This window comes from Flavobacterium faecale, assembly GCF_048320115.1.
Classification (GTDB): domain Bacteria; phylum Bacteroidota; class Bacteroidia; order Flavobacteriales; family Flavobacteriaceae; genus Flavobacterium; species Flavobacterium faecale_A.
Genome location: NZ_CP182943.1, coordinates 3,569,386 through 3,594,363, shown reverse-complemented (window position 1 = coordinate 3,594,363; position 24,978 = coordinate 3,569,386). Strand labels below are relative to the sequence as shown.

Genomic DNA, 24,978 nt, shown 5'->3' with positions numbered 1-24,978 from the left:
TGTTGTTATGGGAGTTTATTTGTTCCAGATTTCCCAAGATTTTTCAGCCTGTAATTCAAGCATTTTCAGTCCATTTTTTATTTGAGAACCTTTTGCTTTGGCTTGCTGGAGAAATTTCGTTTCGGCAGGATTGTAAATTAAGTCGTAAGCGATATGTTTGTCTGAAAAATATTCGTAAGGAATATCAGGGCAAGCATCGATATTAGGACTTGTACCTACTGGAGTACAGTTAATAATGATGTGGTATTGATTAAAAGTAGCTTCGTTGATTTGACTGTAATCAATGGTGTTTGCTTTGTTTCCTCTAGAGACAAATGTATATTGTATACCCAACTCTTCTAGGGCAAAAGCAACTCCTTTAGAAGCACCACCAGTACCTAAGATTAATGCTTTCTGATGATGTGGTTGTAAAAGTGATTGTAATGACTTTTTAAATCCGTAATAATCAGTATTATAGCCTTTTAATTTGCCTTTTTTTGTAATCTTAATGGTGTTTACGGCTCCAATTTTGGCTGCTTTTTTGGATAATTTATCTAAGTAAGGAATAACTACTTCTTTATATGGAATAGTGACATTAATCCCTTTTAAATCAGATGGGTGGTGTTCGATAATACTTGGGAAATCTGTAATTTCAGGAATGTCAAAATTTTCATAGCTACATCCCTCGTAATTACCCGATTCAAATTTTTCTTTAAAATATCCTCTTGAAAAGGAGTAGCTAATATTTTTTCCTAATAAGCCATAACGCTTTTTGTTAATCGTAATCATTATTCTTTCTTATGTTTATCAATATAATTTCTAACACTTTTTTTAGCCCAAGCTATAGGGTATAGGTCTTCTAAAAGAATATAGTTGTCAAAATTGAGACGTAATGCATTGCTCAAGTGAAATTTGGCTTTAGCAGTGTCTTGAATCATAAAATACAATCCTGCCAATCGATATTCAATTTCATTTGATTCCGGATAAAATTCGGTAGCTTGTAATAGTGTCATGATAGCACCGTCAAATTCTCCTAAAAATTGCAATAAGTCAACCCAAAACAACCAAGTGTCTAATTCGGTATCGCCAAATTCTACTGCTTTTCTATATCCAAATTCTGCCTCTTCAAAAAAGTTCATTTGTTTGTTGATAGTAGCATAACGTTTCCAATACAGCTTATTTTGATTGTCAATAGCTAGTGCTTTGTTGACAAAAAATAATGCTTTTTGAAAGTTATTTTGACGAACGTAAAAATCAGTAATAGCAATCCAACCTTTGTCAAGTAATGGGTCTTCATGTACTGTTTCGTTATAAAATTTTAATGCTAAAGCAGTGTTTCCTAATTTTTCATGGCACTTTCCTATTCTTAATAAAGCATAAGAGGTGGCGTCATCTAGCTCAATGGTGCGATTGTAGCTTTCGATGGCTTTATCGTATTGATTCAGACGTTCGTATGCTTTGGCTTTTTCCATATGAGCCCCTAGAAAATCTTCGTCAATTAAAGTAGCGTATTCAAAGGCACGAATAGCTTCATCATACTGTGTTAATCCATAGTGTAAACGTCCTTTCTGGTGCCATGCGATTTCGCTATATGGATTCTTATCTATATATTGATTGAGGTATTCAATAGCTTCTATATTTTGATCTAAAAACTCAAAACAATACACCACATTATATAGTGCCGATTGATCTTCGATATCTTCTTCGAGACATTTTATGAAGCTATTCTTTGCTTCTTCAAGATTATCCATAAATAAGTACTCCATTCCCATCAAGTTATACACATCGGCATAATCATCGGTATGGTCTAATGCCATTTTAAGATATTCTACGGCTTTTTCATGCAAGTCTCTCTTAGAGCAAATATTGGCCTTTTGAATGTAAATTTCTTCATTGTTGGGCTCAATAGCATAGAGTTCGTTGAGTAATTTTTCCGCAATATCTAGCTTGTCCTCAAAAATAAGCATTTCAACTTGGACCAATTTTAAACCAGTTGATTTAGGATGTTGGTCAAGTGCTAATTTTAGGGCTTTTTTAGCCAACGCCGTCTTACCTGTATCCAAATAGTGAAGGATAATTTCCTCAAATTCTTCAGAGTCAAAAAAGAGCACCTTATTGGTTTTTAACATGGACTCGAATTTGGAAAGCGATAAGTTATAGTTTTCTTCTTCGTCACTTAGTTGCATACTGTTGTTGTTTAGAATTTAGCCTATTTAAAGTTAGGCATCATTACTTTTATGAGGAAGAAAATCTAGAATTGTTGTAAACAATTTAATTAACAATCTAAGAGGTAATGAATTATTAGTAATATGGTATTTTTTTAGTTATTATTTTCCTGTTTTAAAGCCAGTTCGTTCATCACATCTATCAATATCGCACAACCTTCACGAATTTCTTCTTCGGAAATAGTCAAAGGGGGAGTGATTCGAATGGCACAACTTTCAAAGAGTAACCAAAATAAAATAAGTCCTCTGTCTTGGCACTTCAATATCACTTCATTTGTAATGTCTGCACTATTTGTCATAATGGCAAGCATTAACCCTTTTCCTCTTATTTCTTGTATCAAAGGATGTACCAAAAGTGATCTAAAGAGTTTTTCTTTTACTAAAGTAGCTTCTATAAGATCAGTTTCTGTTAATTCTTGTAAAGTGGCTAAGCAGGCTGACGCAATGACAGGATGTCCTCCAAAGGTTGTGATGTGTCCTAATTTAGGACTATGGGTAAGTAAGTCCATCATTTCTGATGAAGCTGTGAAAGCGCCTACTGGCATTCCGCCTCCCATGCCTTTACCCATAACCACAATATCAGGAACGATATCGTAATTTTGAAATCCAAATAATTTACCTGTTCGTCCAAAACCAGGTTGGATTTCGTCCAATATCATTAAGGCACCTACTTCGGTACAACGTTGCCGTACTTTTTTTAAGAAATCATTTTCTGGTTGGATAAAACCAGCACCACCTTGAATTGTTTCTAATAATATTCCAGCGGTTCTAGTGGTTATTTTTTCTAAATCAGCTTCATTGTTAAAGGTGATAAAATCAATATCTGGAAGTAAGGGGCGGAAAGCTTGTTTACGTTCTTCGAAACCCATTACACTCATAGAGCCCATGGTGTTGCCGTGGTAAGCATTGTGACAGGATAGCAATTGGCTACGTCCTGTAACACGTTTGGCAAGTTTTAAAGCTCCTTCAATTGCTTCTGTTCCAGAATTAACCAAATAGGTTTTGTTCAAAGGTGCAGGTAGGAGAGAAGCCATTAATTTGCAATATTCAACTGCGGGACTTTGAGAATATTCTCCGTAAACCATTACATGGGAATATTTATCTAATTGATCCTTTATAGCTTGATTGACTCTTTGTGGTTGATGTCCCAAGGTACAAGCAGAAACACCAGCGACAAAATCCAAATATTTTTTATTGTTTGTGTCGTATATATAGGAGCCTTTTGCATGAGAAACTTCCATGCCCAAAGGGTAAGGAGAGGTTTGCGCTTGGTATTTTATAAAATCTGAATTCAATTTCGTTCTTTTTTAATTACAAAGTTCACAAAGTTTTTATTTTAAGTTACGACTTAGTACTAAATTTATTTCTTCTTTTTCTTCTTGTCATAGTCCAAAGTTTCTTTCCTGATTTTCATAGGAACGTTGGTTTTGGCCTTGTCAATTTCACCTTCTTGGACTAATTTTTCATTCATTTGATTGTCCTCTTCGGAGAAAATATCGTCTTTGTTTTTAATTCTTTCTTCGCCACGCCAATTGAGACCCCTCAGTTTTCGTGCATTTTCAGGCAATTCCTCTTCAGGATAAATATTTCCATCCACTTGGTTGTAAAAAGTAATAGTTTCGGCTGTATTATCAGCCATTGTCATATTGATTCTACTACTTACATTTTTATTTATACCAATGAGTTCCTGAGCGTCATTCCGCATATAATAAATAACTTCCGCGTTTTTGACAATATCAACTTCGTGGAGTTTGCCTTCTTCAAATTTACCATATAAATTGAGACCTTTGACTTGGTTGAAGCCAGTTCCCAAAGTGTCTTTGGATACTAAAAAAGTATTGTTAAGCACTTTTAAAGAATCGAGTTTTCGAGTTTGATTGCTGCCAATAAGATGCATAATGTCCCCTGTGATTTGATTTTCGCCATTCCATAAAATTGGATTCCCAATTAGTTTGGTCAAAGCTTCTTTGGAACTAGAATGCAGAGAATCACATTTGCCACTCATATCTGTTTTAAAGAACCGAACATTATTAAATGCGCGAATGATTCGGTTGCCTTCAGGTCCTGTTACCATTAATTTTTTTCCATGAATGTAAACAGAGTCCTTTTCGACCAAATTTATAGCCACAGCCCTTTTGGTTACAAAAAGAGAGTCTTTTTTCTTGTACATTTCGGCATAATGACCTTTTACAATCCCTTTGTTGATGGTATCTGTGATTTTGACATTTCGTGTGGCTGAAGCAAATTCTTTATTTCGGTCGTAATACAAACTGTCTCCTTCAATTAAACGGTCATCATAACGAATATAGGATTTTCTTAAAAAGTGAGCGAGATTCTTTTTTGTGTCATAAAAACCTTTTTCTGTATAGATATAATTGGCTTTACTTGTTATTGTTGAAGGTCCAAAAAGATATGAGTGGCCTGAGTTACTGTAATAGTCTAAGTGGTTAGACTTGATGACATAAGTTGGGTTAGTAATTGTTACAGCAGTTAAAAATTGAAATTTCTTTTGAGCTACATAATAGCGACCAGATTTCGATTTTAAGGTGTTTTCTCGATTTGTAATTGTTCCTTGCGTGTTGTAGTAAACCTCTTGCGTATTTCGGTTAAAATTGATAGTATCCGTAGCTAAAGTAGCATCTGGAGAACTCATCACTGCATTTCCAGTGGCAAATGCTTGTTTCATATTACCGTTGTATTCAGCATATTTACTATTGAGGTAAAGTGTATCTCCCTGTACCAGTTGAACATTTCCAAAAGCTTTTATGTAATTTTCTTTTTGAAAATAATAGGCTTTGTTGCAAGTTAAAACTATTCCGTCGTGGTTAACGCTCACATTTCCAGTAAGTAAAAAAGCATCTGGAATCTCGGCTTCATTAACATCTGCAAAGTCCGAATGTTCAATAATGATTTTTTTGGGAGTTTGTGCCACAAGTGTTTGAAAACTCATGAGAAACAAGAAAAAGCTAATAAAAAAATGAAATGGTTTCAATGGAAATATTTTTCGTCAAATTTATGAAAAAGGAAGCAATGAAATTGGTTATTGCTTTCAAGATTTGAAAAGATGTGTTTAGGAATAAAATTACATGATTTTTTTTCTAATAAATTGAAAGCTACTTATTGTGAATAGTGTAATTCCTCCAATGGCGAGGCCTAGAATAAATTCGCTAGCCAAGGATGGAAAACTGTCCAAAAAGTGGTGAAAATAGTCAATGTTGTGCTTGAAAATCCCTCCAGAAACAAGAAGTAAGGCAATAGTACCAATGAAAGCTAAAGATTGAATCACTTTGGGTAATGCTTGAATCAATATCTTTCCAATAATCTGCTGAATCTTGTGCTGTTTTCTACTCAAAATTAAACCTAAATCATCCATACGTACTATGATGGCAACTATTCCATAAACGCCTACAGTCGCTAGTAAAGCGATGAAAGAGGTGACAATGATTTGAGTAGTAATTGATTTTTCGAGTACGGTTCCTAGGGCAATAATTATTATTTCAATTGAAAGAATAAAATCTGTTAAGATTGCCGATTTGATTTTGCTTTTTTCTTGTTCTATTATTTCAGCTTCTGTCAAGTTTTGAGTCAAAGCTGTAGCTGTTTCATGATGGTGAGGGAAAAAATATTCATAAATTTTTTCAGCACCTTCGTAGGCCAAATAAATTGCTCCTATTGAAAGAATGACTGTGATGGATACAGGTACAAAATAACTCAACACAAAAGCTAGCGGGAGAATGATAATTTTGTTTAGAAGTGAACCTTTTGTAATTGCCCACAAAACAGGAATCTCTCTAGAAGAGACAAAACCAGATGCTTTTTCGGCATTAACGGCTAAATCATCGCCTAAAATTCCAGCGGTTTTTTTTGTCGCCACTTTGCTCATCACAACCACATCATCCATTAATGCTGCGATATCGTCTAATAATAAAAAAATTCCTGAAGCCATTTGTTATTGTTTTTACTAGTTTTTATCTAAGGTTACTAGTTTTTTTACAAAAATAATAGAAGATTGACATTAATAATAAGGTTTAATTTAAATTTAACGACTAACTAACTTTGTGCTTTTGTGTCAAAGATGGTCAGTTTTTGATTTCTATTATTAAAATTGAAAATACAACAGCTTTGTTAGTGGTTGTTTTTTAGAAAATATTATATTTAGAAATTAAAGAATCTAGTGGTTACCTGCATGATTTGGGTGTGAATGAACTAAATAAGTTATTATGAATAAAGAAAAAAACAGGGAGACTAAAAAAGTAGTGTATCATGTGTTTACACGACTTTTTGGGAATACTAATACAACAAACAAACCTTGGGGAACAATTGACGAGAATGGAGTTGGGAAGTTCGCCGATTTTACCCCTAAAGCGCTTAAGGAAATTAAAAAGCTAGGAGTAACTCATATTTGGTATACGGGAGTACCGCATCATGCCTTGATTAATGATTATACAGCTTTTGGGATTTCAAATGATCATCCTTCAGTGGTGAAGGGGCGTGCAGGTTCTCCTTATGCAGTCAAGGATTATTTTAATGTAAACCCTGATTTAGCGGTGAATCCTGAAAATCGTTTACAGGAATTTGAGGCTTTGATTGAACGTACTCACAAAGCGGGGATGAAAGTAATTATTGATATTGTACCTAATCATGTGGCTCGAAAATACGAAGGAAAAACCAATCCGAGAGGAGTGAAAGATTTTGGAGCTAATGACGACAGTTCAGTAGAGTATAGCAGGGATAATAATTTTTATTATATTCCCAATTCTCAGTTTGAATTACCCGATATTGAGCCACCACTAGGCGGGGAATCGCATCCGTCTTTAAGTACACCATTTGTTGAAATTCCTGCTAAATGGACAGGTAATGGTTCTCGATTGGCACGTCCAGACAAAAATGATTGGTACGAAACTGTAAAAATCAATTATGGGGTACGTCCTGATGGAAGCTATGATTTTCCTTTTTTACCATGGGGTTATGATACGGAGTCCTATGAAACACACTTTGAATTCTGGAAAGATAAAGAGTTGCCAGATTCTTGGTATAAATTTAGAGACATTGCTTTGTATTGGACTAAAAAAGGAGTAGATGGGTTTCGATATGATATGGCAGAATTAGTTCCATTTGAATTTTGGAGTTTTATGAACTCGGCTATCAAAATGGAAAATCCGGATGCGTTTTTACTTGCTGAGGTTTATAATCCGCAATTGTATTACAATTATATCAAAATGGGAAAAATGGATTACCTATATGATAAAGTGGGTACCTATGATAAGTTAAAAGATGTGATTCAAGGACGTTCATGGCCTGATGAATTGACCCAAATTCAGTATGATTTATGGGATATAGGTCATCATATGTTGAAATTTTTAGATAATCATGATGAACAGCGTATTGCTAGTCCAGAATTTGCAGGCAGTGGGGAAAAAGGCAAACCAATGATGGTGGTTTCGGCTACGATAAGTACTGCTCCGGTAATGATTTATTTTGGCCAGGAAGTAGGTGAAGCGGCTAATGAGAATGGAGGTTTTGGGACACATTCTCGAACTTCTATTTTTGATTATGTGGGTGTGCCATCACATCAACGTTGGGTAAATAATGGGAAATTTGATGGTGGGCAGTTAACGGCCGAAGAAGCTTCTTTGCGTGATTTTTACAAACGGTTATTGAATTTTACATTGGAAAGCTCTGCGTTGATGGGAGGATTTCAGGAAATTCAATTCGCAAACCGATATCATACGCAAGGTTATGATACGTGGATTTATAGTTATACGCGCTGGTCTGAAACTCAAAAATTAGTAATTGTAGTTAATTTTTCTGATGAAATTAAAAGTAGTTTTGAGTTGAAAGTACCAGGCCTAGTTATTGAAAAATGGGGTTTGAATGATGGAAAATACAAGTTAAAAGAGCAGCTATACAAGAAAACCAAATTAATAATGGAGGTTAAAAACGGAGAAGGTTTGATTGCAATGCAATTAGAACCATTAGAATCTTTCATTTTAGAAATGGAATGATATTTAAATAGGATGTGAATTGCAATAAAAAAGCTGATGTATATTTAATTTACATCAGCTTTTTATTATCTGTATTTTTTTCGTGTACTTGCTTCGTAGGCTTCGTTTATTTTTTTCCAATTTAAGACATTAAAAAAGGATTCAATATAGCTTCTGCGACGGTATTGGTAACCTAGATAATATGCATGTTCCCATAAATCTAAAGCGATTATAGGCGTTCCTTGAACAATGGCATTTCGCATCAATGGATTGTCTTGGTTTTGAGTACTTGTGATTTGAAGTTTTCCTCCTTTGTCTACAACCAGCCATACCCAAGCGGAACCAAATTGTCTGCTGGCTTCAGCAGAAAAGTTTCTTTTGAAATTTTCATAAGAACCAAAATCCCTATTGATAACTGATGCTATCGTGTCAGTAGGTTTGCCTCCACCATTTGGGGACATCGACTTCCAATACAAACCATGGTTGTAATAACCACCGGCGTTATTGCGCAATTCAGCATTGTTTAGGTCGAGTTGTTTTAGAACTTCCTCAATAGATAGATTTTCTAGTCCTGTTCCTGCAACTGCTTTGTTGAAATTATTGGTGTAGGTTAGGTAATGTTTTGAATAATGTGTTTCTAGGGTTAAAGGGGAAACTGTTGGAGCAAGAGCATCATAAGCATAAGGTAATTTTTCCATTAAGAAAGAACCAGGGTCTGCTCTAACGTCTTCTGGGAAGCCTATCGTTATTTTTTCTTGTGCAGTAGGCAAAGGAACTTCAACTACTTCTGTATATTTTTTTTTATTACATGAAATAAAGAAAAGAACGGCTAGTGTACTTACTATAAAAAAATTATTCGTTTTCATTGGAATTTGGTTTTTCTAAAAGTGAGTTAATGATTTCTATGTATCTTTTTTTTGCTTCTGAGACAGAAATATGACTAATTTGCATCCAAGCGTTTGTTTTGAAAGCATCTCTAAGGTGGAAAGAGGCGTTAGGTTGTTTGGGGTCAATTGTACCAAAAGTGGCCTGTTTGAAATAGGCATATAGGCGTAATTGAACGTCTTGTGGTAGGGAAGCTTGAGTCATTTCTGAGGCTTTTTGTAATGCTTCTTGAAATTGTATTTCTAAATCTTTTTTGCTCATTACTCTTTAGTAGCAATAATAGTTTTTCCTCCTATAGCTTTTTGGTTTAAAACAACGTCAATTTTGGTTCCGATTGGTAAAAATAAATCTACTCTAGATCCAAATTTAATAAAACCAGCATCGGTTCCTTGCACTACCTGCATGCCTTCTTGAGCATAATTTACAATTCTACGTGCTAAGGCACCAGCAATCTGGCGGTATAATATAGCCCCAAAAGTTTTATTTTCAATTACTATGGTCGTTCTTTCGTTTTCTTCACTTGCTTTTGGATGCCAAGCAACCAAAAATTTTCCTGGATGATATTTGCTAAATTTGACCAAGCCACTCATTGCATAGCGAGTTACGTGTACATTTACTGGTGACATAAAAATAGAAACTTGCAAACGTTTGTCTTTGAAATATTCTCCTTCATATACTTCTTCAATAACCACTACCTTTCCGTCTACAGGAGCTAGAATGTGATTTTCATTAATGATTGCGGTTCTCTTCGGGTTTCTGAAGAATTGTAAAATAATAATCAATATTAAAAAAGCACTGATTTGAATAAGCTTTTTCACCCATTCAACAGCTATAAATTGATCTGATACTAATAGTACAGTAACGGTAAAAATAATACCTAGTAAAATGGTCTTGATTCCCTCTTTATGAAACATAATTTAAAATTTGATAAAACAAAAATACAATTGGTGCTACAAATATAACACTATCTAGTCGATCTAGTACGCCTCCGTGGCCTGGCATTATTTTTCCGCTGTCTTTTACTTCGGCTACTCTTTTGAATTTTGACTCGATTAAATCGCCTATAGTACCGAAAACACCAACTATTAGAGCAATAATAATCCAAATGTAGATATTGGATTCAGCGATTTGAATATAATATCTTGCGATAATATAACTGGCTAGAACTGTAAAAAAAACTCCGCCAAAAAACCCTTCCACTGTCTTTTTAGGTGATATACGTTCAAATAATTTAGTTTTCCCTATCGATTTCCCTACAATGTATGCAAAAGAATCATTGGTCCAGATCAAAATGAAAATACTAATTAGGATTTTAGGATTATATCCTGCTTTTCCAAAAGGTATTTTAGTGATAATGATAAAAGGGAGAATGATATATCCTAGTAAATAAACGTATTTTGAAAATGTATCTATATTTAAAGATTTACTGTCAAATAAAAAATGTATGCATTTCGCAGATACAAATAAGGTGGAGCCTAATACAATTAAATCAAATGTTTTGTTGAATTTAAGGGATAATAAGAATCCGTTTGTAGCAAAAGTAATGCTGTAGAAAAAAACATAACATACTAAGGCAAATAGAAAAGGTGCTATTTTATTTATTTTCACTAAAGAACAAAACTCAATAGTAGCAGTTAGCAGGAATGCACCAAAAAGTAAAAAAAAACTTTCGGTTGAGTAAATGATACTGAATATTAATAGAAAGATATAAACAGCTCCTGATAAAGATCTCTTGAGGGTTTCATTCATTTTAAAGATCTTCTAAAAGCAACAAATAAATGTTTTTTGCAGAACTTCCATATTGCGTAAAGTCTTCTTCTTTTGCTTTTTCAAAATATTTTATCGCGGTAATATTGGTTGGGTAATCACCTTCATATTTCTTTTTGATAGCACTGAGGCCATCGGTTTTAAAGGCAAGAATTTGACTTGTTTTAGCAAAAACAACAATGTTGGTAGGTAATTCGTTTGGTTTGTGTTGCTTTATTTGACGAGATGAAAATAAAACCGAGCCTTCGTCAGCAATCAGGTTTTCACATCCTGCAAATAAAAATTTAGGATTGTTAACTTTAGTAAAGGAAAGTTTGTTTTCTTCTAGTATACCAAAAAGAGAAGCTTCATAACAAAGTACTTCACTCTCGTACCAATCATTTTCTTGTAGTATATTTTCAAACTGTTCTGTTACTTCTTCTTGATTTTCACAATACAAAAATTTACCTCCGTTTTTCTTGAAATTATAGATGAATTGTTCGTCTATAGTCATGTTTTTTTCAGGAAAAGAGTTTTTATTTTCTTTGTCATTATCTTCTTCTGAAGCTGCACTGCTAGAACCAAAAAGTTTGCTGAAAATGCTCATATTATGAAAAGGGGCTTTATTTGTTATCTGAAAAACGTTCAAAGATAAAAAAATCTTAATTCAAAAGCGTTTTTTGAATTAAGATTTTAAAAATAATTATTAATAAAGCCTTTCTTAAGATACTATTTCTCCTAGATTTTTGTCAAACGCTCTCTTCCCGAAAATTGTTTCTAAGTCATCTTTGAAAATCACTTCTTTTTCAATTAAGATGTCTGCTAATTCGTTCAGTTTGTCTTTGTTTTCTTCTAATATTTTAATAGCTCTTTGGTATTGTCCTTCAATCAGTTCTGAGATTTCAGTGTCAATAATTTTGGCAGTCTCTTCTGAATAAGGTTTAGAGAAACTGTATTCGCTTTGACCCGTTGAGTCGTAGTAAGTTACATTTCCTATTTTATCATTCAAACCATAAATGGTTACCATAGCTCGAGCTTGTTTGGTAACTTTTTCTAAGTCACTTAATGCACCTGTTGAGATTCGGTTGAAAATTACTTTTTCAGCAGCTCTACCACCCATTGTAGCACACATTTCGTCAAGCATTTGGTCTGGACGTACAATTTGACGTTCTTCAGGTAAATACCAAGCAGCACCTAAACTTTGACCTCTAGGTACAATAGTTACTTTGATAAGTGGAGCGGCATGTTCCAGCATCCAGCTTACAGTAGCATGTCCTGCTTCATGTATGGCAATAGCTTTCTTTTCTTCAATGGTGATGATTTTATTCTTTTTCTCTAAACCACCAACAATTCTGTCTACAGCATCAAGGAAATCTTGCTTATCTACTGCTGTTTTGTTATTTCTAGCAGCAATTAAAGCCGCTTCATTACATACGTTAGCAATATCAGCACCAGAGAAACCCGGAGTTTGTTTGGCTAAAAAGTCTAGATCTAATCCTTCTACTTTCTTTAGAGGAGCTAAGTGTACTTTGAAAATTTCAGCACGTTCTCTAACGTCTGGTAAGTCTACATAGATTTGTCTGTCAAAACGACCAGCACGCATCAAAGCTTTATCTAATACATCAGCTCTATTTGTTGCTGCTAGAACGATGACGTTAGTTTGGCTTCCAAAACCATCCATTTCGGTTAGTAATTGGTTTAAAGTGTTTTCACGCTCGTCATTACCACCTGACATATTGCTTTTTCCTCTCGCTCTACCCACAGCATCAATTTCGTCAATGAAAATGATGGAAGGTGATTTTTCTTTAGCTTGTTTAAAAAGATCTCTTACACGTGAGGCTCCAACACCTACGAACATCTCCACAAAATCAGAACCTGATAAAGAGAAAAAGGGTACTTGTGCTTCACCAGCAACGGCTTTAGCTAATAAAGTCTTCCCTGTACCTGGAGGTCCTACCAGTAAGGCACCTTTAGGGATCTTCCCTCCTAAGTTGGTGTATTTTTCTGGATTTTTCAAAAATTCTACAATTTCTTGTATTTCTTCTTTCGCTCCTTCTAAGCCAGCAACATCTTTAAAGGTAGTTTTAACATCAGTTTTTTCGTCAAATAATTTGGCTTTGGATTTGCCAATGTTGAATATTTGTCCGCCACCACCAGCGCCACCACCTGACATTTTTCGCATGATAAATAACCATACTCCAATAATGATGATGATAGGTAGTAAGCTGATAATAATATCAGACCAGTTGCTTTTTGCTAAAAAGTTAAAATCTTTTAATTTGCCTTCCTCAACCGCTTTTTCCAGTTTGGTTTGGAAAATTTGATCATTTCCTATTTCAAAAGTGTATTGAGGTCCCTTTGTGTTAGGTCTGTCAAAAATATCTTTAGCAACTTTTTTATGTTCAGGTAATTTTAAAGCTTCAGGCTTTAAAAAAACTTCAGCTTCTGATTTGTTGTAAACGATTACTTTGTCAATCTGGCCTTTATCTAAAAAAACATTGAATTTAGATGAGGTTAATTGAGCTGGCTCTTGGATATTAGAACCACCAGTTACGAAACTAATAAATAAGAAAATAAGTAGGATGGCTGTATAAACTAACCAAGGACTTATTCTAAATTTATTTGGATTTGGGTTATTATTTTTTGCCATTCTATGTTTATTGTCTTTAGTATTTGTTTTCTATAGTAGTGATTTTTGCATCCCCCCATAAGCTTTCAATATTGTAGTACTCTCTTATGTGTTTCTGGAAAACATGTACTACGATATTTACGTAATCCATCAGTACCCATTCAGCATTATCTGTACCTTCAATATGCCAAGGCTTATCTTTTAATTCTTTCGATACTGTTTTTTGGATGGAGTTTACTATGGCGTTAACCTGAGTATTTGAATTTCCGTTGCAAATAATAAAATAATCACAAACCGAAGTGTCTATTTCTCTTAAGTCTAGAATGTCTATGTCATTACCTTTTACTTCTTCTATTCCTTTTATGATGTTCGCTAAAAGAGCATCGTTATTTACTGTTTTTTTCGCCATGAATTATTTTATATGTGTAAGTTCGCAAAGTTATCATTTTTTGTCATTATTTTTGAACCTTAACATAATATTAAATGCTGTTTGTTAAATAATAACTAAATGAAACTAATCAAACTCAATGCCATAGATTCTACGAATGATTTTCTAAAACAATTAAGTTTAAAGGAAGCAGTAGAAAGTTTTACTGTTGTCACAGCTGAAAGTCAGCCAAAAGGACGAGGACAAATGGGGACGGTTTGGCAAACAGAATCAGGTAAGAATCTCATAATGAGTGTTTTTTTGAAAGAAACGCTTACTGGTGTTTCTGATATTTTTAATTTAAATGTAGCGGTTGCGGTTTCAATTGTTCAAGCCTTAGAACATTTTCAAATTCCTCAATTGAAAATTAAATGGCCTAACGACATTATGTCATATCAATTTAAAATCGGTGGCATTTTGATCGAAAATAGTGTTAAACAAGACGGGACTATTCATTCCATTATTGGGATTGGGCTGAATGTAAACCAAATTAACTTAGAAAACTTACCCAAAGCTTCTTCACTGGCAGTCTTGTGTCAACGTGAATTTGATATAGAATCACTCGTATTGCGAATAATTGAAAATATTAAACAAAATTTGGCGGTCAAGACGCCAAAATGGGATGCTATTTGGCTAACTTATGCTGATTTGCTTTTCAAAAAAAACACGCCCATGGCTTTTAAAAATATGAAGACTAACCAAAACTTCATGGGAATTATTCAAGGTGTAACCTGTCAAGGGAAATTGCAAGTTTTGTTAGAGGATGATGTAACAGCTGAATTTGGGATTAAAGAAGTTCAAATGTTATATTAATCCCTACTATAGAAGTTTTTTCTGCTTCGTTTTTAACTTAATCTGTATTTTATTTTTTGGAAAGCACTCAAAGTTAAGATTAGCTTTGTGAAATTATATAGATTTTCTTCGTCTCTTTTCAAACGAAAATCCCTTTTAGTTCTAAAATGAAACTAAAAGGGATTTTGAAAATATCAAAATAGGTTTTTTTTTATAATTTCCCCATATTATTTGCTAATGTTTCAATGAATTTACTGATAGGACCTTTTACCATCATTGCCATCATTGCATTGAATTCGCCTTCAAAATCTAATTTTACAGCACTCGTATTATCGGATACTGCATCGATAGAGGCAATCAATGTAAAAGGAAGTTTTCCAGTAGCTGCACCTAAGACTACTTTTGAAGGGGCGATTTTTTCTTTCATTTTTAGATGCACCTCAGGCATTCCTTTCAGCCCAAAAATAAAAGAATCGTCTTCTACTACTTCAAATTTAGCAATGTTTTCAGGCATTAATTTTTCAAAGTTTTTTATGTCTGACAAGGATTCAAACAATTCCTGAGCTGATTTTTCAACCGTTACTTTGGGGCTTTCTAGATTCATCTTGGTTTATTTTTCAATGACAACATTCCATGTTGATGGCGTAACACTCCATTCTCTTAAAGTAGCCTCTTCTTTTTCTGTAATATAACTTTTAGCTACCGCTAAATTTAATAAATTTTGGTAGTTACTTAGTGTGTATAAATCAATGTTAGCTGCTTTAAAGTTTTGTTCTGCAACATCAAAACCATAAGTGAATATAGCAGCCATTCCTTTGATATTGGCTCCTGCTGCTTTCAAAGCTTCTACAGCCATCAAGCTACTATTACCAGTACTGATTAAATCTTCTACCACAACCACATTTTGGCCTTTTTGTAAAAAACCTTCTACTTGGTTTTGACGACCATGCTTTTTAGCTTCTGGACGTACATACACAAAGGGTAATCCCATGCTTTCGGCAACGAGTATCCCAATTCCTATGGCTCCAGTAGCTACACCTGCAATTACATCAGGTTTTCCAAATTGTTTCTCAATGTGTTTAGAAAATTCATCTCGGACATAATTTCTTATGGCTGGAAATGAGAGTATTAAACGATTATCGCAATAAATAGGCGATTTCCATCCTGAAGCCCATGTAAAAGGATTTCCTGGATTCAATTTAATTGCATTTATTTGTAAAAGCAATTCGGCTGTTTTTTCGGCTGTATCTTTATTAAAAATCATAGTACAAATGTATAAAGTTTTTGTGAACGACAAACCACTTTTTTTGACAAATAAAATATCAAAAGAAACCGATTTTCAATTATTTCTTCTCGAAAGTATTGATATCAAGCAACTTATTGTTAAAATTTTTCAAAATAAAATTCAAAAAGCCTATCTCTATCATCCAGATGAGCGTGAAATTATGAAAACTTTAAAGACAAAAATACCTGTAAATAAAGCAGGTGGAGGCTTGGTCTATAATAAAAAAGGGGAGGTGCTTTTTATTTTTAGGAACGGAAAATGGGATTTGCCCAAAGGAGGTACCGAAAAAGGAGAAGATATTGAGCAAACTGCCATGCGTGAAGTAGAGGAGGAGACAGGGGTAAACCAATTAAGAGTGACCAACAAGCTTCAAAAGACTTACCATGTTTTCAAACGCAACGGTGTTTATAAGTTGAAAATTACACATTGGTTTGAAATGCAATCAGATTTTGACGGGATTCCGCAAGGACAATTGGAGGAAGGAATCGAAAAAGTGGCCTGGTTTAGCCCTGATGAGATACCAGAGGTGTTAAAAAATTCTTACGAGAATATTAAATTATTGTTTGAAGAGGAAGAAAAGTTAAATTAATATTTTTTGATATTTGACGAAATAATATAAAGGCTAATCGTCAGATAGTTTTTTAGTTCAACCAAAATGGATATTAAGTTTTGCACTACAATGAAATTTGTAAGTCAAAAAACAGTAAGCAGAGTTTAGTTGTTATTAGTCATTTGAACTGTTTTTTCAACACATCTAGTTGATTATTGGCCGCGATAGTGATTTTAATTTTAAAATGATGTTCGTTTTTTTAATTTGGGGTGATTTTTGTAAACAACTTCGTTTTTTATACTCAAGTATTAAAAGTGGCCGAATGAATTTTCTACCTAGATAGGTTAGAAGTAAGTTTTAGAGATTGGCCAATATTTAATCAGTTGTGCTAAGACCGTAAGCTTTTAGCTCGCGGATTGTTGTATTTGGATTAAAATTGGCAGTATAAACATAGTAATTTCAATTCTTTGTTTTAGGATTTGCGATGATTTGTTAACTGCTCAAAACCTAGTCTGGCTTTTGAGGAATACTGTACTGACAACAATTTTTAACTACCTTTGCCCAAATTATAAAAATGAATCCAAAACACCTACCTCAAAATATACTTAAAAATTTAGCGATTTCAGCATTGAATGAAATGCAAGAAGTAGCACAAGACGCTATTTTGCATGACAACAATGTTTTGTTGTTATCGCCTACAGGTTCCGGAAAAACATTGGCTTTTTTATTGCCAGTTTTAGAGTTGTTACAGCCTGAAATTTTGTCTGTTCAATGTTTGATTTTGGTTCCTTCACGTGAATTAGGACTACAAATTGAGCAAGTTTGGAAAAAAATGGGAACGGATTATAAAGTTAATGTGTGTTACGGTGGTCATTCTATTGATACCGAAATCAAAAACTTAAGCAACCCACCAGCGGTTTTAATTGGTACTCCTGGCCGAATTGCAGATCATATCGAAAGGGGAACTTTTCGTTTGGACAAAATCCAAACAATGATTTTAGACGAATTTGATAAGTCTTTACAATTGGGTTTTCATGAGCAAATGTCTTTTATTATTGGAAAGTTACCTAAGTTAAACAAACGTGTTTTGGTTTCGGCTACTTCAGATATAGAGATTCCAAAATACACGAGAGTTGTCAATCCAACGATTTTGGATTTTATTCCTGAAGAAGAAGAGAGAGAGAGTAATCTCGAAATGCGAATGGTAATTTCCAAAGAAAGAGATAAAGTAGGTACACTTTTCAATTTGATTTGTTCCTTAAAATCGGAATCTGCAATTGTTTTTTGCAACCATCGTGATGCAGCCGAACGCATTAGTGATACTTTGAATGAAAAAGGGATTTATGCTACGTATTACCATGGCGGAATGGATCAGGACGAACGTGAGCGTGCTTTGATTCAGTTTCGTAACGGTAGTATGAGTTACTTAATCACAACCGATTTGGCAGCCCGTGGATTGGATATCCCAGAAATGAATCACGTAATTCACTATCATTTGCCTTCAAAAGAAGATGAATTTACACATAGAAATGGTCGTACCGCTCGTATGTTGGCTTCGGGAACGGCGTATATTTTGATACATGATAGCGAAAAGAAATCGGATTATATTGATTATTCTATTCCTGTTTTAGAAGTAGAAACAGCTAGAAGTGTTCCAAAACCGCCACAATTTCAAACAATTTATATCAGCGGTGGAAAGAAAAATAAGTTAAATAAAATCGACATTGTGGGTTTCTTTTCTCAAAAAGGAAAATTAGAAAAAGGCGATTTAGGATTAATAGAAGTCAAAGATTTTATTTCTTTTGCCGCAGTCAAATTCGGAAAAGTAAAAGACTTATTGCAGAATATTCGAGACGAAAAAATGAAAGGTAAAAAGTTCAAAATCGAAGTGGCTCGAAAAGTGATTAAGAAAGTAGAGGAATAGTTCTTAGTGTTCAGTATTAAGTGTTCAGTCACGGTTTTCAACAAACAAAAAACGTTAGCAGAAATTTTTCTACTAACGTTGAAGCCGTCTCAAAACACAATTTGAGTCGGCTTTTTTATTTTCAGGTTTTTTAGTTTGATTTTTCTTTCTGCTGAAAAAGTCAAAAATTGACCTTATGCGGCAATTTTCTTTCTTAAATTGTGACCTAATGCCATTAAACCGAACTCTAACTCCACTTTTTCAAGTCCTTTTAGAGAAAATCTTCTAAAACCATTATTATGTTTGAGTTGTGCAAATACAGGTTCTACATCGGCAGTGCGTTGTTTTCTTTTTTGGACTCCTGTTTCGCTTAATAGTAGTTCTCTTGTCCTTTGTTTGTGCCTCTCAAGATTGTGGTTCCTCTCAATACTTCTATTTCCCTTGGCTTTAAAACATTGTCCTCGCAGTGGGCATCCCTCACAGTTTTTGGCCTGATAATGGCTCATTACTTGTTGGTAACCTGCTTCTGTGGTGCGTTTGCTTTGATGAGTTTTGTGCATTTTTTGTCCCATTGGACATGTATAATAATCTTCTTCTTGATTATAATAAAGATTTTCTTTGCTAAATGGCTTATGCTTTTTTTGATAATTTTTGTCTTGCTCTTTATCAAAAGTGTTGTATTTAACATAAGCAGTAAGCTCTTTTTGTTCTAGATAATCATAGTTCTCTTCACTGCCATAACCTGCATCTGCCGTTATTTCTTCTAATTCTTTAAGGACTTCTTTTCCGAAGGTTTGTTCAAAATTTTCTAAATGAGGTTTGAGTGTTTTGGTGTCGGTTGGGTTTTGATGAATCGTGTAATGAACAATGATTTGATTCTCTGTTGATATTTGAGTGTTATAAGCTGGTTTGAGTTGTCCATTTAGCATATGGTCTTCTTTCATACGCATAAAAGTAGCTTCTTTGTCGGTTTTACTATAGCTATTACGCTGACCAAGAATGGCTTCTTGTTGCTCGTATTTCTCTAAATTGGCAACAAAATTATTTTTAATGTAGCGTAATTTAGCTTTTGCTTTGGAACTAGCTTTTTCATTCCCAGAGAGTTTAGCATCTATTTTAGCAACTGTTTTTTCAATTACTTCTTTACTGATTTCTTTAAACTCGGTTGGCTCAGGATTTGGCTCATCATTATTATCAATACTTTGGGCATAATTCCATAAATCTTCTAACTGGGTTAGCATTTTAGTTTTGTTGGTTTTAATACTCTTGCCCCAAACAAATGTGTAACGACCTGCTTGTGCTTCTATTTTTGTGCCATCAGTATAGATTTGCTTTAAAGTGATTAAGCCTTCTGATGCCAACATCAGCACCACTTGTTTGAAAATTTCCTTAAAGCTGTCTTTTAGTTTATTGCTTCTAAAACGGTTAATGGTGTTATGATCAACAATGGTCATTGAAGTTAACCACATAAAATTGATATTCTCACGTAGAGCAAGTTCTATCTTGCGAGAAGAATACACATTGGTCATATAAGCATACAACATCACTTTGAGTAACATCTTTGGATGATAACCTGGATTTCCTTCTTTACTGTATGCTTTTAAAAGAGGTTGAATGTTAATTGACTCCACAACTTGGTCAACTACTCGAACGGGGTGTTTCTCTGGAATTAATTCGTCAAACGAATAAGGTAAAAGTATTGTTTGCTGTTGGTTGTAATGTTTGAATTTCATATTTAACTATCTAATATCAATAACTAAATATACGAAATAACCTATAAAAAACCAAATGTAAACAAAAAAACCGCCTCAGTTTTGAGACGGCTTCTTTTTTATGTTTTTACATAAAATTTTAATCTGAGTAAACTGAACACTGAATACTACAAATTATGTTTTCTTCACATATTGCGTAATGATTACAATCGTTTGTCCATCTACTTTTCCTTCAATGTATTCGGCATTTTCATGGTCTAAACGGATGTTACGAACTGCTGTTCCTTGTTTGGCAACCATGCTAGAACCTTTTACTTTTAAATCTTTGATTAGTACTACCGAATCTCCATGTTCAAGAATTACTCCGTTGCTATCGCGGTGAATGATTTTATTTTCATCATCTTCGCCTTCGCCAGTTGCTTGTGCCCAAGCCAACGTATCTTCGTCAAAATACATTTGTTCTAATAATTCTTGCGGCCATCCTGCTGATCGTAAACGGCTCAACATTCTCCAAGCTACTACTTGAACAGGAGTGTGCTCGCTCCACATGCTATCATTCAAACATCTCCAGTGGTTTAGGTCTTCGTTGCCTGGGGTTTCTATTTGGTCAATACAAGTGGAACAAGCAAATATGCTTTCGTCAAGACCGCCTTTTTGAGTAGGTAAAACGGTATATACTTTTAGATTTTCAGTGGCGTTGCAAAGTTCACATTGTGATCCACTTCGTTTGTTTAATTCTCTATCGATGCTCATTGTTTTGTTTTAAGGTGGCTAAATTACTAAGAATATTAGATTAGAAGTTTTTTATTAATGGTATTTACGAAAACTGGGGTGATTTGAAAATTAAAACCATTAAGAAATTAAGATTTATTTAGCTTAATCTTCTTAATTTCTTAATGGTGAAAAAATAATTTTAAACTTACTTGTTAATTGTTCTCTGAATTAATTTGTGGTGCTTACCACAACTGCTTTTGGAACTAGCTTTTGATATTCACCATTGTTTCGTATTACATCACGCACTATACTTGAACTAATATAAGAAGTACTAGCAGCTGTTAATAAAAAGACGGTCTCAATTTTTGATAATTCTCTATTGGTATGAGCAATGGCTTTTTCGAATTCAAAATCAGCGGGATTGCGTAATCCTCTTAAGATGAAATCGGCATTTATTTTTTGGCACAATTCAATGGTCAAACCTTGGTAAGTTATAACAGAGACTTTGGGTTCATTTTTAAAGGTTTCTTCAATGAAACGTTTTCTTTCTTCGAGGGTGAACATGTATTTTTTTTCGGCATTGACACCAATGGCAATCACGATTTGGTCAAAAAGAGGAATTGCTCTTTTGATGATGTCTTCGTGTCCAAGTGTGATGGGATCAAAGGATCCAGGGAATATGGCTTTTCTCATTTTTTTAGATTCTAAGGTACTTAGTTACTATGCATCTATGTTTTTAGAGGTAACTTCTTAGTTTGAATAGTAACTTTTTGAAATGATTATTTGATTTCTAAACAAGCAATTTCAGTATAAAAATGTGATGTTGAAAAATCGTTGATTAAAGCATATCTACGCTTGATAATTTTAGCTAGAAAATCAGTTTTAGTATTTCCCAATCGTAGCCAAATAATTTTCGGTGGATGCCCTTTGAAATTTGAGAAATCGAAAAGTCTGCACCAAAACTAACAATGGTCATTTGATTTGCTTTTGCATAATTCCATATTTCTATATCACTGTGATTTTTAATACCAAATTGTTTGACTTGTTTTGCATCTGAAAATGCTTTTTGATTTTAGAGATAATTCTAAACGATATGTTTTGATCAAAAACAAACTTACGATGCTATTTGAATTTTGTGTTCTCTTTTAAGCAGCGTAAGCTAGATATGCTTTTATATTGTCTTCATTAAGTTCTGGAAAATCTTCATTGATTTCTATAAATGTCATTCCATTTGTAAGCCAAGTTAAAACATCAAATACTGTAATTTGTTTGTTTATAATTGTTGGTTTTCTGAAACGAGTTTCAGAATTTAAAACGATATGTTGTTTATAATCAATCATGAAGTAAATTTTTATACAAAGTTAACGAAATAAAATTCAATTAGCTTAAAGCCAATTCAATCGCATTACTAAACAAATCTTGCAATGAAATTCCTGCTGCCGCGGCTTGTTGAGGCAACAAACTTTCATTAGTCATTCCAGGGATAGTGTTCATTTCTAGCATGTGCGGTTCGTCGTTTACAATGATGAATTCAGAACGGGAGAAACCTTTCATTTTTAAAACTTCATAAGCGCGTTTGGCAATAGCTCCTACTTTTTCAGTCAATTCAGCTGAAATTCTTGCTGGAGTAATTTCTTGAGATTTCCCAAGGTATTTGGCCTCGTAGTCAAAGAAATCATTTTCGGATACGATTTCTGTCATCGGTAAAACGGTGACTTTGCCTTTGTAGTTGATAACCCCTACAGAAACTTCAGTTCCGTCAAGAAAACTTTCAATGATGATTTCGTTATCTTCTTTATAAGCTGTTTCAATGGCTGTTGGTAATTCTTCTGTAGTTTTTACTTTTGAAATTCCAAAGCTAGAACCTGCTTTATTAGGTTTTACAAAACAAGGCAAACCTACTTTATTGATAATTTCGTCAATATTGATTTCGTCACCAAGGTTTAAGTAATAGGAGATTGCTGTTTTGATTCCGTATGGTTTTAAAACAGATAATAAATCTCTTTTATTAAAAGTTAATGCGGCTTGGTAGTAATCGCAAGCAGTTTGTGGTAGACCGATTAATTCAAAATAAGCTTGCATTAGTCCATCTTCGCCGGGTGTTCCGTGAATGGCATTGAATACGCAGTCAAAATTGAACTTGTTGCCTTCAACCGTTACGGAGAAATCATTTTTATCAATTGGAAATTCATTTTCATTATCATCAACATACACCCATTTTTCTTTGAAAATATGAATGCGAAAAGGATTGTATTTGGTTTTATCTAAATTTTGGTAAACAACGTTTCCACTAATTAAAGAGATTTTGTATTCGCTAGAATAACCGCCCATGATGATGGCAATTTTTTTCATTTTATAAGTTTAAAAGGTTAAACGTCTAACCGATTAACCGATTAAACGTATGCTAAACAAAATTATCATTTTTTTTGGAACGAAATAGCTATATCTTTGTCGTATTATAAAAATTAATTTATGAGTTTACGTAAATACCTTACTAGCCGAGTATTTTTTGTACAAGCCTTTTTGGCACTTTTGATTATTGCCGTTTTAGGATATTTGTTGATGCATTGGTTGACTTTTACAACTGACCATGGAAATGAGATTACGGTTCCAGATTTGAGTAAGTTAACAGAAGAACAAGTAGAGGAAAAATTAGATGAATTGGATTTAGCTTATGTCCTTTTGGATAGTGTAGATTATAGAAGTGACTATCCAAAATATAGCGTAGTTCAACAAGATCCTTTGCCTGGTGCTAAAGTGAAAGTGGGAAGAAAAGTGTATATCAAGATAAATTCATCTGGATTCTCATCGGTTAAAATTCCAGATTTAGTTGAAAAAACCTATCGTGAAGCCGTGCCTACATTAAGAGCTTTAGGTCTTGAAGAGGGGGCTATTACGTATATACCGAATCTAGCAAAAGATATGGTATTGGAGATGCGTTTTAAAGGAAGAAACGTTAAAGCAGGTGATAAAGTTTTGAAAGGCTCTAAAATTGATTTGGTTTTAGGAGACGGAAAAGCGAGTTATGAAGAAAGTATACCAACGGATAGTATTGCAAGTCCACTAGATGAAATGCCAAATGAACAATAATATAGAGTCGGTTGACATAGAAGATGAATTATTTGAACACCACAGATTTGAGGTGCCAAAAGGTCAAGCCTTATTAAGAATTGACAAATATTTGATGGGGTTAATCCCAAATGCAACCCGAAATAAAATCCAGAATGCAGCTACAGGAGGGAATATCTTTGTAAATGAAATTGCTGTAAAATCTAATTATAAAGTAAAACCTTTTGATATTGTAACGGTGATGTTGTCACATCCTCCGTTTGAGAATCATGTATTGCCCGAAGATATTCCTTTGGATATAGTATATGAAGACGATGCATTGTTGTTAGTGAACAAAGAACCAGGTTTGGTAGTGCATCCGGGACACGGTAATTATACAGGAACTTTAGTGAATGCATTGGCTTTTCATTTTGAAAATTTACCAATGAACAGCAGTGAACGACCTGGATTAGTACATCGGATTGATAAAGATACTTCAGGGCTTTTAGTAATTGCTAAAACTGAGGCTGCTATGACACATTTAGCCAAACAATTTGAGGCTAAAACTACTGAAAGAGAATACATCGCACTTGTATGGGGAAATGTAGTCGAAGAACAAGGTACTATCGAAGGGAACTTGGCTCGTCATTTAAAAGACCGTATGCAAATGGCTGTTTTTGCTGATCCAGAGATTGGTAAGCCTGCTATTACGCATTATAAAGTGTTGGAGCGCTTTGGATATGTAACATTGATTTCGTGTATTTTAGAAACGGGACGTACCCATCAGATTCGTGCACACATGAAACATATTGGTCATCCTTTGTTTAATGATGAACGTTATGGTGGTCATTTGATTTTAAAAGGAACAACGTTTACCAAATACAAACAGTTTATTGATAATTGTTTCAAAGCATTACCAAGACAAGCTTTACATGCTAAAACTTTAGGTTTTGTTCATCCAAACACAGGGGAACATATACGTTTTGATACCGAATTGCCACAAGATTTTCAAGATTGTATTGATAAATGGAGAGGTTACTCGAAGTCGCATACGCTTGAAGAGGAGGAATAAAAGGTCTTATTTGTTTAACTGTTTAAG

Annotated in this window: 25 protein-coding genes and 1 pseudogene; 6 read left to right on the top strand and 20 right to left on the bottom strand. The window is 34.0% G+C overall.

The window, feature by feature from the left end; translation table 11 throughout:
* Window positions 1–15: 15 nt before the first annotated feature.
* From ACNH59_RS14910 to ACNH59_RS14890, 5 genes are all read right to left on the bottom strand, one after another.
* The gene (locus ACNH59_RS14910) at window positions 16–768 is read right to left on the bottom strand and encodes a shikimate dehydrogenase family protein (RefSeq protein WP_418263314.1); all 753 of its coding nucleotides are present in this window, start codon (window positions 766–768) and stop codon (window positions 16–18) included.
* Window positions 768–2,165: a tetratricopeptide repeat protein gene (locus ACNH59_RS14905; RefSeq protein ID WP_418263313.1), complete on the bottom strand. Its 1,398-nt coding sequence runs from the start codon at window positions 2,163–2,165 to the stop codon at window positions 768–770. Before ACNH59_RS14905 ends, ACNH59_RS14910 begins: the two co-directional genes overlap by 1 nt.
* A 134-nt stretch (window positions 2,166–2,299) precedes the next feature.
* Window positions 2,300–3,499: an aspartate aminotransferase family protein gene (locus tag ACNH59_RS14900; RefSeq protein ID WP_418263312.1), complete on the bottom strand. Its 1,200-nt coding sequence runs from the start codon at window positions 3,497–3,499 to the stop codon at window positions 2,300–2,302.
* A 65-nt stretch (window positions 3,500–3,564) separates the two neighbouring features.
* Complete coding sequence (locus ACNH59_RS14895) at window positions 3,565–5,154, bottom strand: OstA-like protein (protein ID WP_418263311.1); 1,590 nt, start codon at window positions 5,152–5,154, stop codon at window positions 3,565–3,567.
* A gap of 132 nt (window positions 5,155–5,286) precedes the next feature.
* Window positions 5,287–6,150: a DUF808 domain-containing protein gene (locus ACNH59_RS14890; protein ID WP_418263310.1), complete on the bottom strand. Its 864-nt coding sequence runs from the start codon at window positions 6,148–6,150 to the stop codon at window positions 5,287–5,289.
* Between the two features lie 274 nt (window positions 6,151–6,424).
* Here ACNH59_RS14890 and ACNH59_RS14885 point away from each other — a divergent pair, with 274 nt between their 5' ends.
* Window positions 6,425–8,209, top strand: coding sequence for an alpha-amylase family protein (locus tag ACNH59_RS14885; protein ID WP_418263309.1), 1,785 nt, complete (start codon window positions 6,425–6,427; stop codon window positions 8,207–8,209).
* 65 nt (window positions 8,210–8,274) lie between these two features.
* On the opposite strand, the gene ACNH59_RS14880 is transcribed toward ACNH59_RS14885, so the two are convergent.
* The 7 genes from ACNH59_RS14880 to rsfS all read right to left on the bottom strand — a co-directional run bounded on the left by ACNH59_RS14880 (window position 8,275) and on the right by rsfS (window position 13,857).
* The gene (locus ACNH59_RS14880; RefSeq protein WP_418263308.1) at window positions 8,275–9,054 is read right to left on the bottom strand and encodes a superoxide dismutase; all 780 of its coding nucleotides are present in this window, start codon (window positions 9,052–9,054) and stop codon (window positions 8,275–8,277) included.
* Window positions 9,041–9,334 (bottom strand): acyl-CoA-binding protein, encoded by a 294-nt coding sequence (locus ACNH59_RS14875; RefSeq protein ID WP_418263307.1) that lies wholly within the window; start codon window positions 9,332–9,334, stop codon window positions 9,041–9,043. Before ACNH59_RS14875 ends, ACNH59_RS14880 begins: the two co-directional genes overlap by 14 nt.
* On the bottom strand, window positions 9,334–9,987 hold the full coding sequence (locus ACNH59_RS14870) for a phosphatidylserine decarboxylase family protein (protein WP_418263306.1): 654 nt from the start codon (window positions 9,985–9,987) through the stop codon (window positions 9,334–9,336). The genes ACNH59_RS14875 and ACNH59_RS14870 overlap by 1 nt, the downstream gene beginning before the upstream one ends.
* Complete coding sequence (locus ACNH59_RS14865) at window positions 9,977–10,822, bottom strand: phosphatidate cytidylyltransferase (protein WP_418263305.1); 846 nt, start codon at window positions 10,820–10,822, stop codon at window positions 9,977–9,979. Before ACNH59_RS14865 ends, ACNH59_RS14870 begins: the two co-directional genes overlap by 11 nt.
* 1 nt (window position 10,823) lies before the next feature.
* Window positions 10,824–11,426, bottom strand: coding sequence for a lactate utilization protein B/C (locus ACNH59_RS14860; RefSeq protein WP_418263304.1), 603 nt, complete (start codon window positions 11,424–11,426; stop codon window positions 10,824–10,826).
* A 114-nt stretch (window positions 11,427–11,540) separates the two neighbouring features.
* Window positions 11,541–13,469, bottom strand: coding sequence for an ATP-dependent zinc metalloprotease FtsH (gene ftsH, locus ACNH59_RS14855; RefSeq protein WP_418263303.1), 1,929 nt, complete (start codon window positions 13,467–13,469; stop codon window positions 11,541–11,543).
* 16 nt (window positions 13,470–13,485) lie between these two features.
* A complete protein-coding gene (gene rsfS, locus ACNH59_RS14850; RefSeq protein ID WP_418263302.1) occupies window positions 13,486–13,857 on the bottom strand; it encodes a ribosome silencing factor in 372 nt (123 codons plus the stop codon).
* A gap of 99 nt (window positions 13,858–13,956) precedes the next feature.
* Here rsfS and ACNH59_RS14845 point away from each other — a divergent pair, with 99 nt between their 5' ends.
* Window positions 13,957–14,688 carry a biotin--[acetyl-CoA-carboxylase] ligase gene (locus ACNH59_RS14845; RefSeq protein ID WP_418263301.1) on the top strand — a complete coding sequence of 244 codons (732 nt, stop codon included), beginning with the start codon at window positions 13,957–13,959 and terminating at the stop codon, window positions 14,686–14,688.
* 190 nt (window positions 14,689–14,878) lie between these two features.
* Here the strand turns inward: ACNH59_RS14845 and ACNH59_RS14840 are convergent, their stop codons facing one another.
* On the bottom strand, window positions 14,879–15,271 hold the full coding sequence (locus tag ACNH59_RS14840; protein WP_418263300.1) for an SRPBCC family protein: 393 nt from the start codon (window positions 15,269–15,271) through the stop codon (window positions 14,879–14,881).
* Window positions 15,272–15,277: 6 nt separating this feature from the next.
* Window positions 15,278–15,931 carry an orotate phosphoribosyltransferase gene (gene pyrE / locus ACNH59_RS14835; protein ID WP_418263299.1) on the bottom strand — a complete coding sequence of 218 codons (654 nt, stop codon included), beginning with the start codon at window positions 15,929–15,931 and terminating at the stop codon, window positions 15,278–15,280.
* Window positions 15,932–15,938: 7 nt separating this feature from the next.
* Between pyrE and ACNH59_RS14830 the strand changes: the two genes are divergently transcribed.
* Both ACNH59_RS14830 and ACNH59_RS14825 read left to right on the top strand, forming a co-directional pair.
* Window positions 15,939–16,541 (top strand): NUDIX hydrolase, encoded by a 603-nt coding sequence (locus ACNH59_RS14830; protein WP_418263298.1) that lies wholly within the window; start codon window positions 15,939–15,941, stop codon window positions 16,539–16,541.
* Between the two features lie 535 nt (window positions 16,542–17,076).
* A complete protein-coding gene (locus ACNH59_RS14825) occupies window positions 17,077–18,426 on the top strand; it encodes a DEAD/DEAH box helicase (protein ID WP_418263297.1) in 1,350 nt (449 codons plus the stop codon).
* Between the two features lie 173 nt (window positions 18,427–18,599).
* Here the strand turns inward: ACNH59_RS14825 and ACNH59_RS14820 are convergent, their stop codons facing one another.
* The 6 genes and pseudogenes from ACNH59_RS14820 to ACNH59_RS14795 all read right to left on the bottom strand — a co-directional run bounded on the left by ACNH59_RS14820 (window position 18,600) and on the right by ACNH59_RS14795 (window position 23,183).
* A complete protein-coding gene (locus ACNH59_RS14820) occupies window positions 18,600–20,138 on the bottom strand; it encodes an IS1182 family transposase (protein ID WP_418263296.1) in 1,539 nt (512 codons plus the stop codon).
* Window positions 20,139–20,291: 153 nt separating this feature from the next.
* The gene (locus ACNH59_RS14815) at window positions 20,292–20,870 is read right to left on the bottom strand and encodes a PhnA domain-containing protein (protein WP_418263295.1); all 579 of its coding nucleotides are present in this window, start codon (window positions 20,868–20,870) and stop codon (window positions 20,292–20,294) included.
* A gap of 189 nt (window positions 20,871–21,059) precedes the next feature.
* A complete protein-coding gene (coaD, locus tag ACNH59_RS14810; protein ID WP_418263294.1) occupies window positions 21,060–21,524 on the bottom strand; it encodes a pantetheine-phosphate adenylyltransferase in 465 nt (154 codons plus the stop codon).
* Window positions 21,525–21,610: 86 nt separating this feature from the next.
* Window positions 21,611–21,840: pseudogene (locus tag ACNH59_RS14805) on the bottom strand (DUF5615 family PIN-like protein).
* 136 nt (window positions 21,841–21,976) lie between these two features.
* Complete coding sequence (locus ACNH59_RS14800) at window positions 21,977–22,171, bottom strand: DUF433 domain-containing protein (protein WP_418263293.1); 195 nt, start codon at window positions 22,169–22,171, stop codon at window positions 21,977–21,979.
* A gap of 40 nt (window positions 22,172–22,211) precedes the next feature.
* Complete coding sequence (locus ACNH59_RS14795; protein ID WP_418263292.1) at window positions 22,212–23,183, bottom strand: D-alanine--D-alanine ligase; 972 nt, start codon at window positions 23,181–23,183, stop codon at window positions 22,212–22,214.
* A 120-nt stretch (window positions 23,184–23,303) separates the two neighbouring features.
* On the opposite strand from ACNH59_RS14795, the gene ACNH59_RS14790 reads away from it, so the two are divergent.
* Complete coding sequence (locus ACNH59_RS14790; RefSeq protein ID WP_418263291.1) at window positions 23,304–23,921, top strand: PASTA domain-containing protein; 618 nt, start codon at window positions 23,304–23,306, stop codon at window positions 23,919–23,921.
* Window positions 23,911–24,951 carry an RluA family pseudouridine synthase gene (locus ACNH59_RS14785; RefSeq protein ID WP_418263290.1) on the top strand — a complete coding sequence of 347 codons (1,041 nt, stop codon included), beginning with the start codon at window positions 23,911–23,913 and terminating at the stop codon, window positions 24,949–24,951. The genes ACNH59_RS14790 and ACNH59_RS14785 overlap by 11 nt, the downstream gene beginning before the upstream one ends.
* The last annotated feature ends 27 nt before the right edge of the window (window positions 24,952–24,978 follow it).

Coding starts and splice junctions, on each gene's coding strand:
- ACNH59_RS14790 (WP_418263291.1), top strand. CDS start 23,304: ATGAGTTTACGTAAATACCTTACTAGCCGAGTATTTTTTGTACAAGCC.
- ACNH59_RS14815 (WP_418263295.1), bottom strand. CDS start 20,870: ATGAGCATCGATAGAGAATTAAACAAACGAAGTGGATCACAATGTGAA.
- ACNH59_RS14825 (WP_418263297.1), top strand. CDS start 17,077: ATGAATCCAAAACACCTACCTCAAAATATACTTAAAAATTTAGCGATT.
- ACNH59_RS14845 (WP_418263301.1), top strand. CDS start 13,957: ATGAAACTAATCAAACTCAATGCCATAGATTCTACGAATGATTTTCTA.
- rsfS (WP_418263302.1), bottom strand. CDS start 13,857: ATGGCGAAAAAAACAGTAAATAACGATGCTCTTTTAGCGAACATCATA.
- ACNH59_RS14820 (WP_418263296.1), bottom strand. CDS start 20,138: ATGAAATTCAAACATTACAACCAACAGCAAACAATACTTTTACCTTAT.
- ACNH59_RS14880 (WP_418263308.1), bottom strand. CDS start 9,054: ATGAAAACGAATAATTTTTTTATAGTAAGTACACTAGCCGTTCTTTTC.
- ACNH59_RS14785 (WP_418263290.1), top strand. CDS start 23,911: ATGAACAATAATATAGAGTCGGTTGACATAGAAGATGAATTATTTGAA.
- ACNH59_RS14870 (WP_418263306.1), bottom strand. CDS start 9,987: ATGTTTCATAAAGAGGGAATCAAGACCATTTTACTAGGTATTATTTTT.
- ftsH (WP_418263303.1), bottom strand. CDS start 13,469: ATGGCAAAAAATAATAACCCAAATCCAAATAAATTTAGAATAAGTCCT.
- ACNH59_RS14795 (WP_418263292.1), bottom strand. CDS start 23,183: ATGAAAAAAATTGCCATCATCATGGGCGGTTATTCTAGCGAATACAAA.
- ACNH59_RS14905 (WP_418263313.1), bottom strand. CDS start 2,165: ATGCAACTAAGTGACGAAGAAGAAAACTATAACTTATCGCTTTCCAAA.
- ACNH59_RS14875 (WP_418263307.1), bottom strand. CDS start 9,334: ATGAGCAAAAAAGATTTAGAAATACAATTTCAAGAAGCATTACAAAAA.
- coaD (WP_418263294.1), bottom strand. CDS start 21,524: ATGAGAAAAGCCATATTCCCTGGATCCTTTGATCCCATCACACTTGGA.
- ACNH59_RS14830 (WP_418263298.1), top strand. CDS start 15,939: ATGTATAAAGTTTTTGTGAACGACAAACCACTTTTTTTGACAAATAAA.
- pyrE (WP_418263299.1), bottom strand. CDS start 15,931: ATGATTTTTAATAAAGATACAGCCGAAAAAACAGCCGAATTGCTTTTA.
- ACNH59_RS14860 (WP_418263304.1), bottom strand. CDS start 11,426: ATGAGCATTTTCAGCAAACTTTTTGGTTCTAGCAGTGCAGCTTCAGAA.
- ACNH59_RS14865 (WP_418263305.1), bottom strand. CDS start 10,822: ATGAATGAAACCCTCAAGAGATCTTTATCAGGAGCTGTTTATATCTTT.
- ACNH59_RS14895 (WP_418263311.1), bottom strand. CDS start 5,154: ATGAGTTTTCAAACACTTGTGGCACAAACTCCCAAAAAAATCATTATT.
- ACNH59_RS14800 (WP_418263293.1), bottom strand. CDS start 22,171: ATGATTGATTATAAACAACATATCGTTTTAAATTCTGAAACTCGTTTC.
- ACNH59_RS14890 (WP_418263310.1), bottom strand. CDS start 6,150: ATGGCTTCAGGAATTTTTTTATTATTAGACGATATCGCAGCATTAATG.
- ACNH59_RS14910 (WP_418263314.1), bottom strand. CDS start 768: ATGATTACGATTAACAAAAAGCGTTATGGCTTATTAGGAAAAAATATT.
- ACNH59_RS14885 (WP_418263309.1), top strand. CDS start 6,425: ATGAATAAAGAAAAAAACAGGGAGACTAAAAAAGTAGTGTATCATGTG.
- ACNH59_RS14840 (WP_418263300.1), bottom strand. CDS start 15,271: ATGAATCTAGAAAGCCCCAAAGTAACGGTTGAAAAATCAGCTCAGGAA.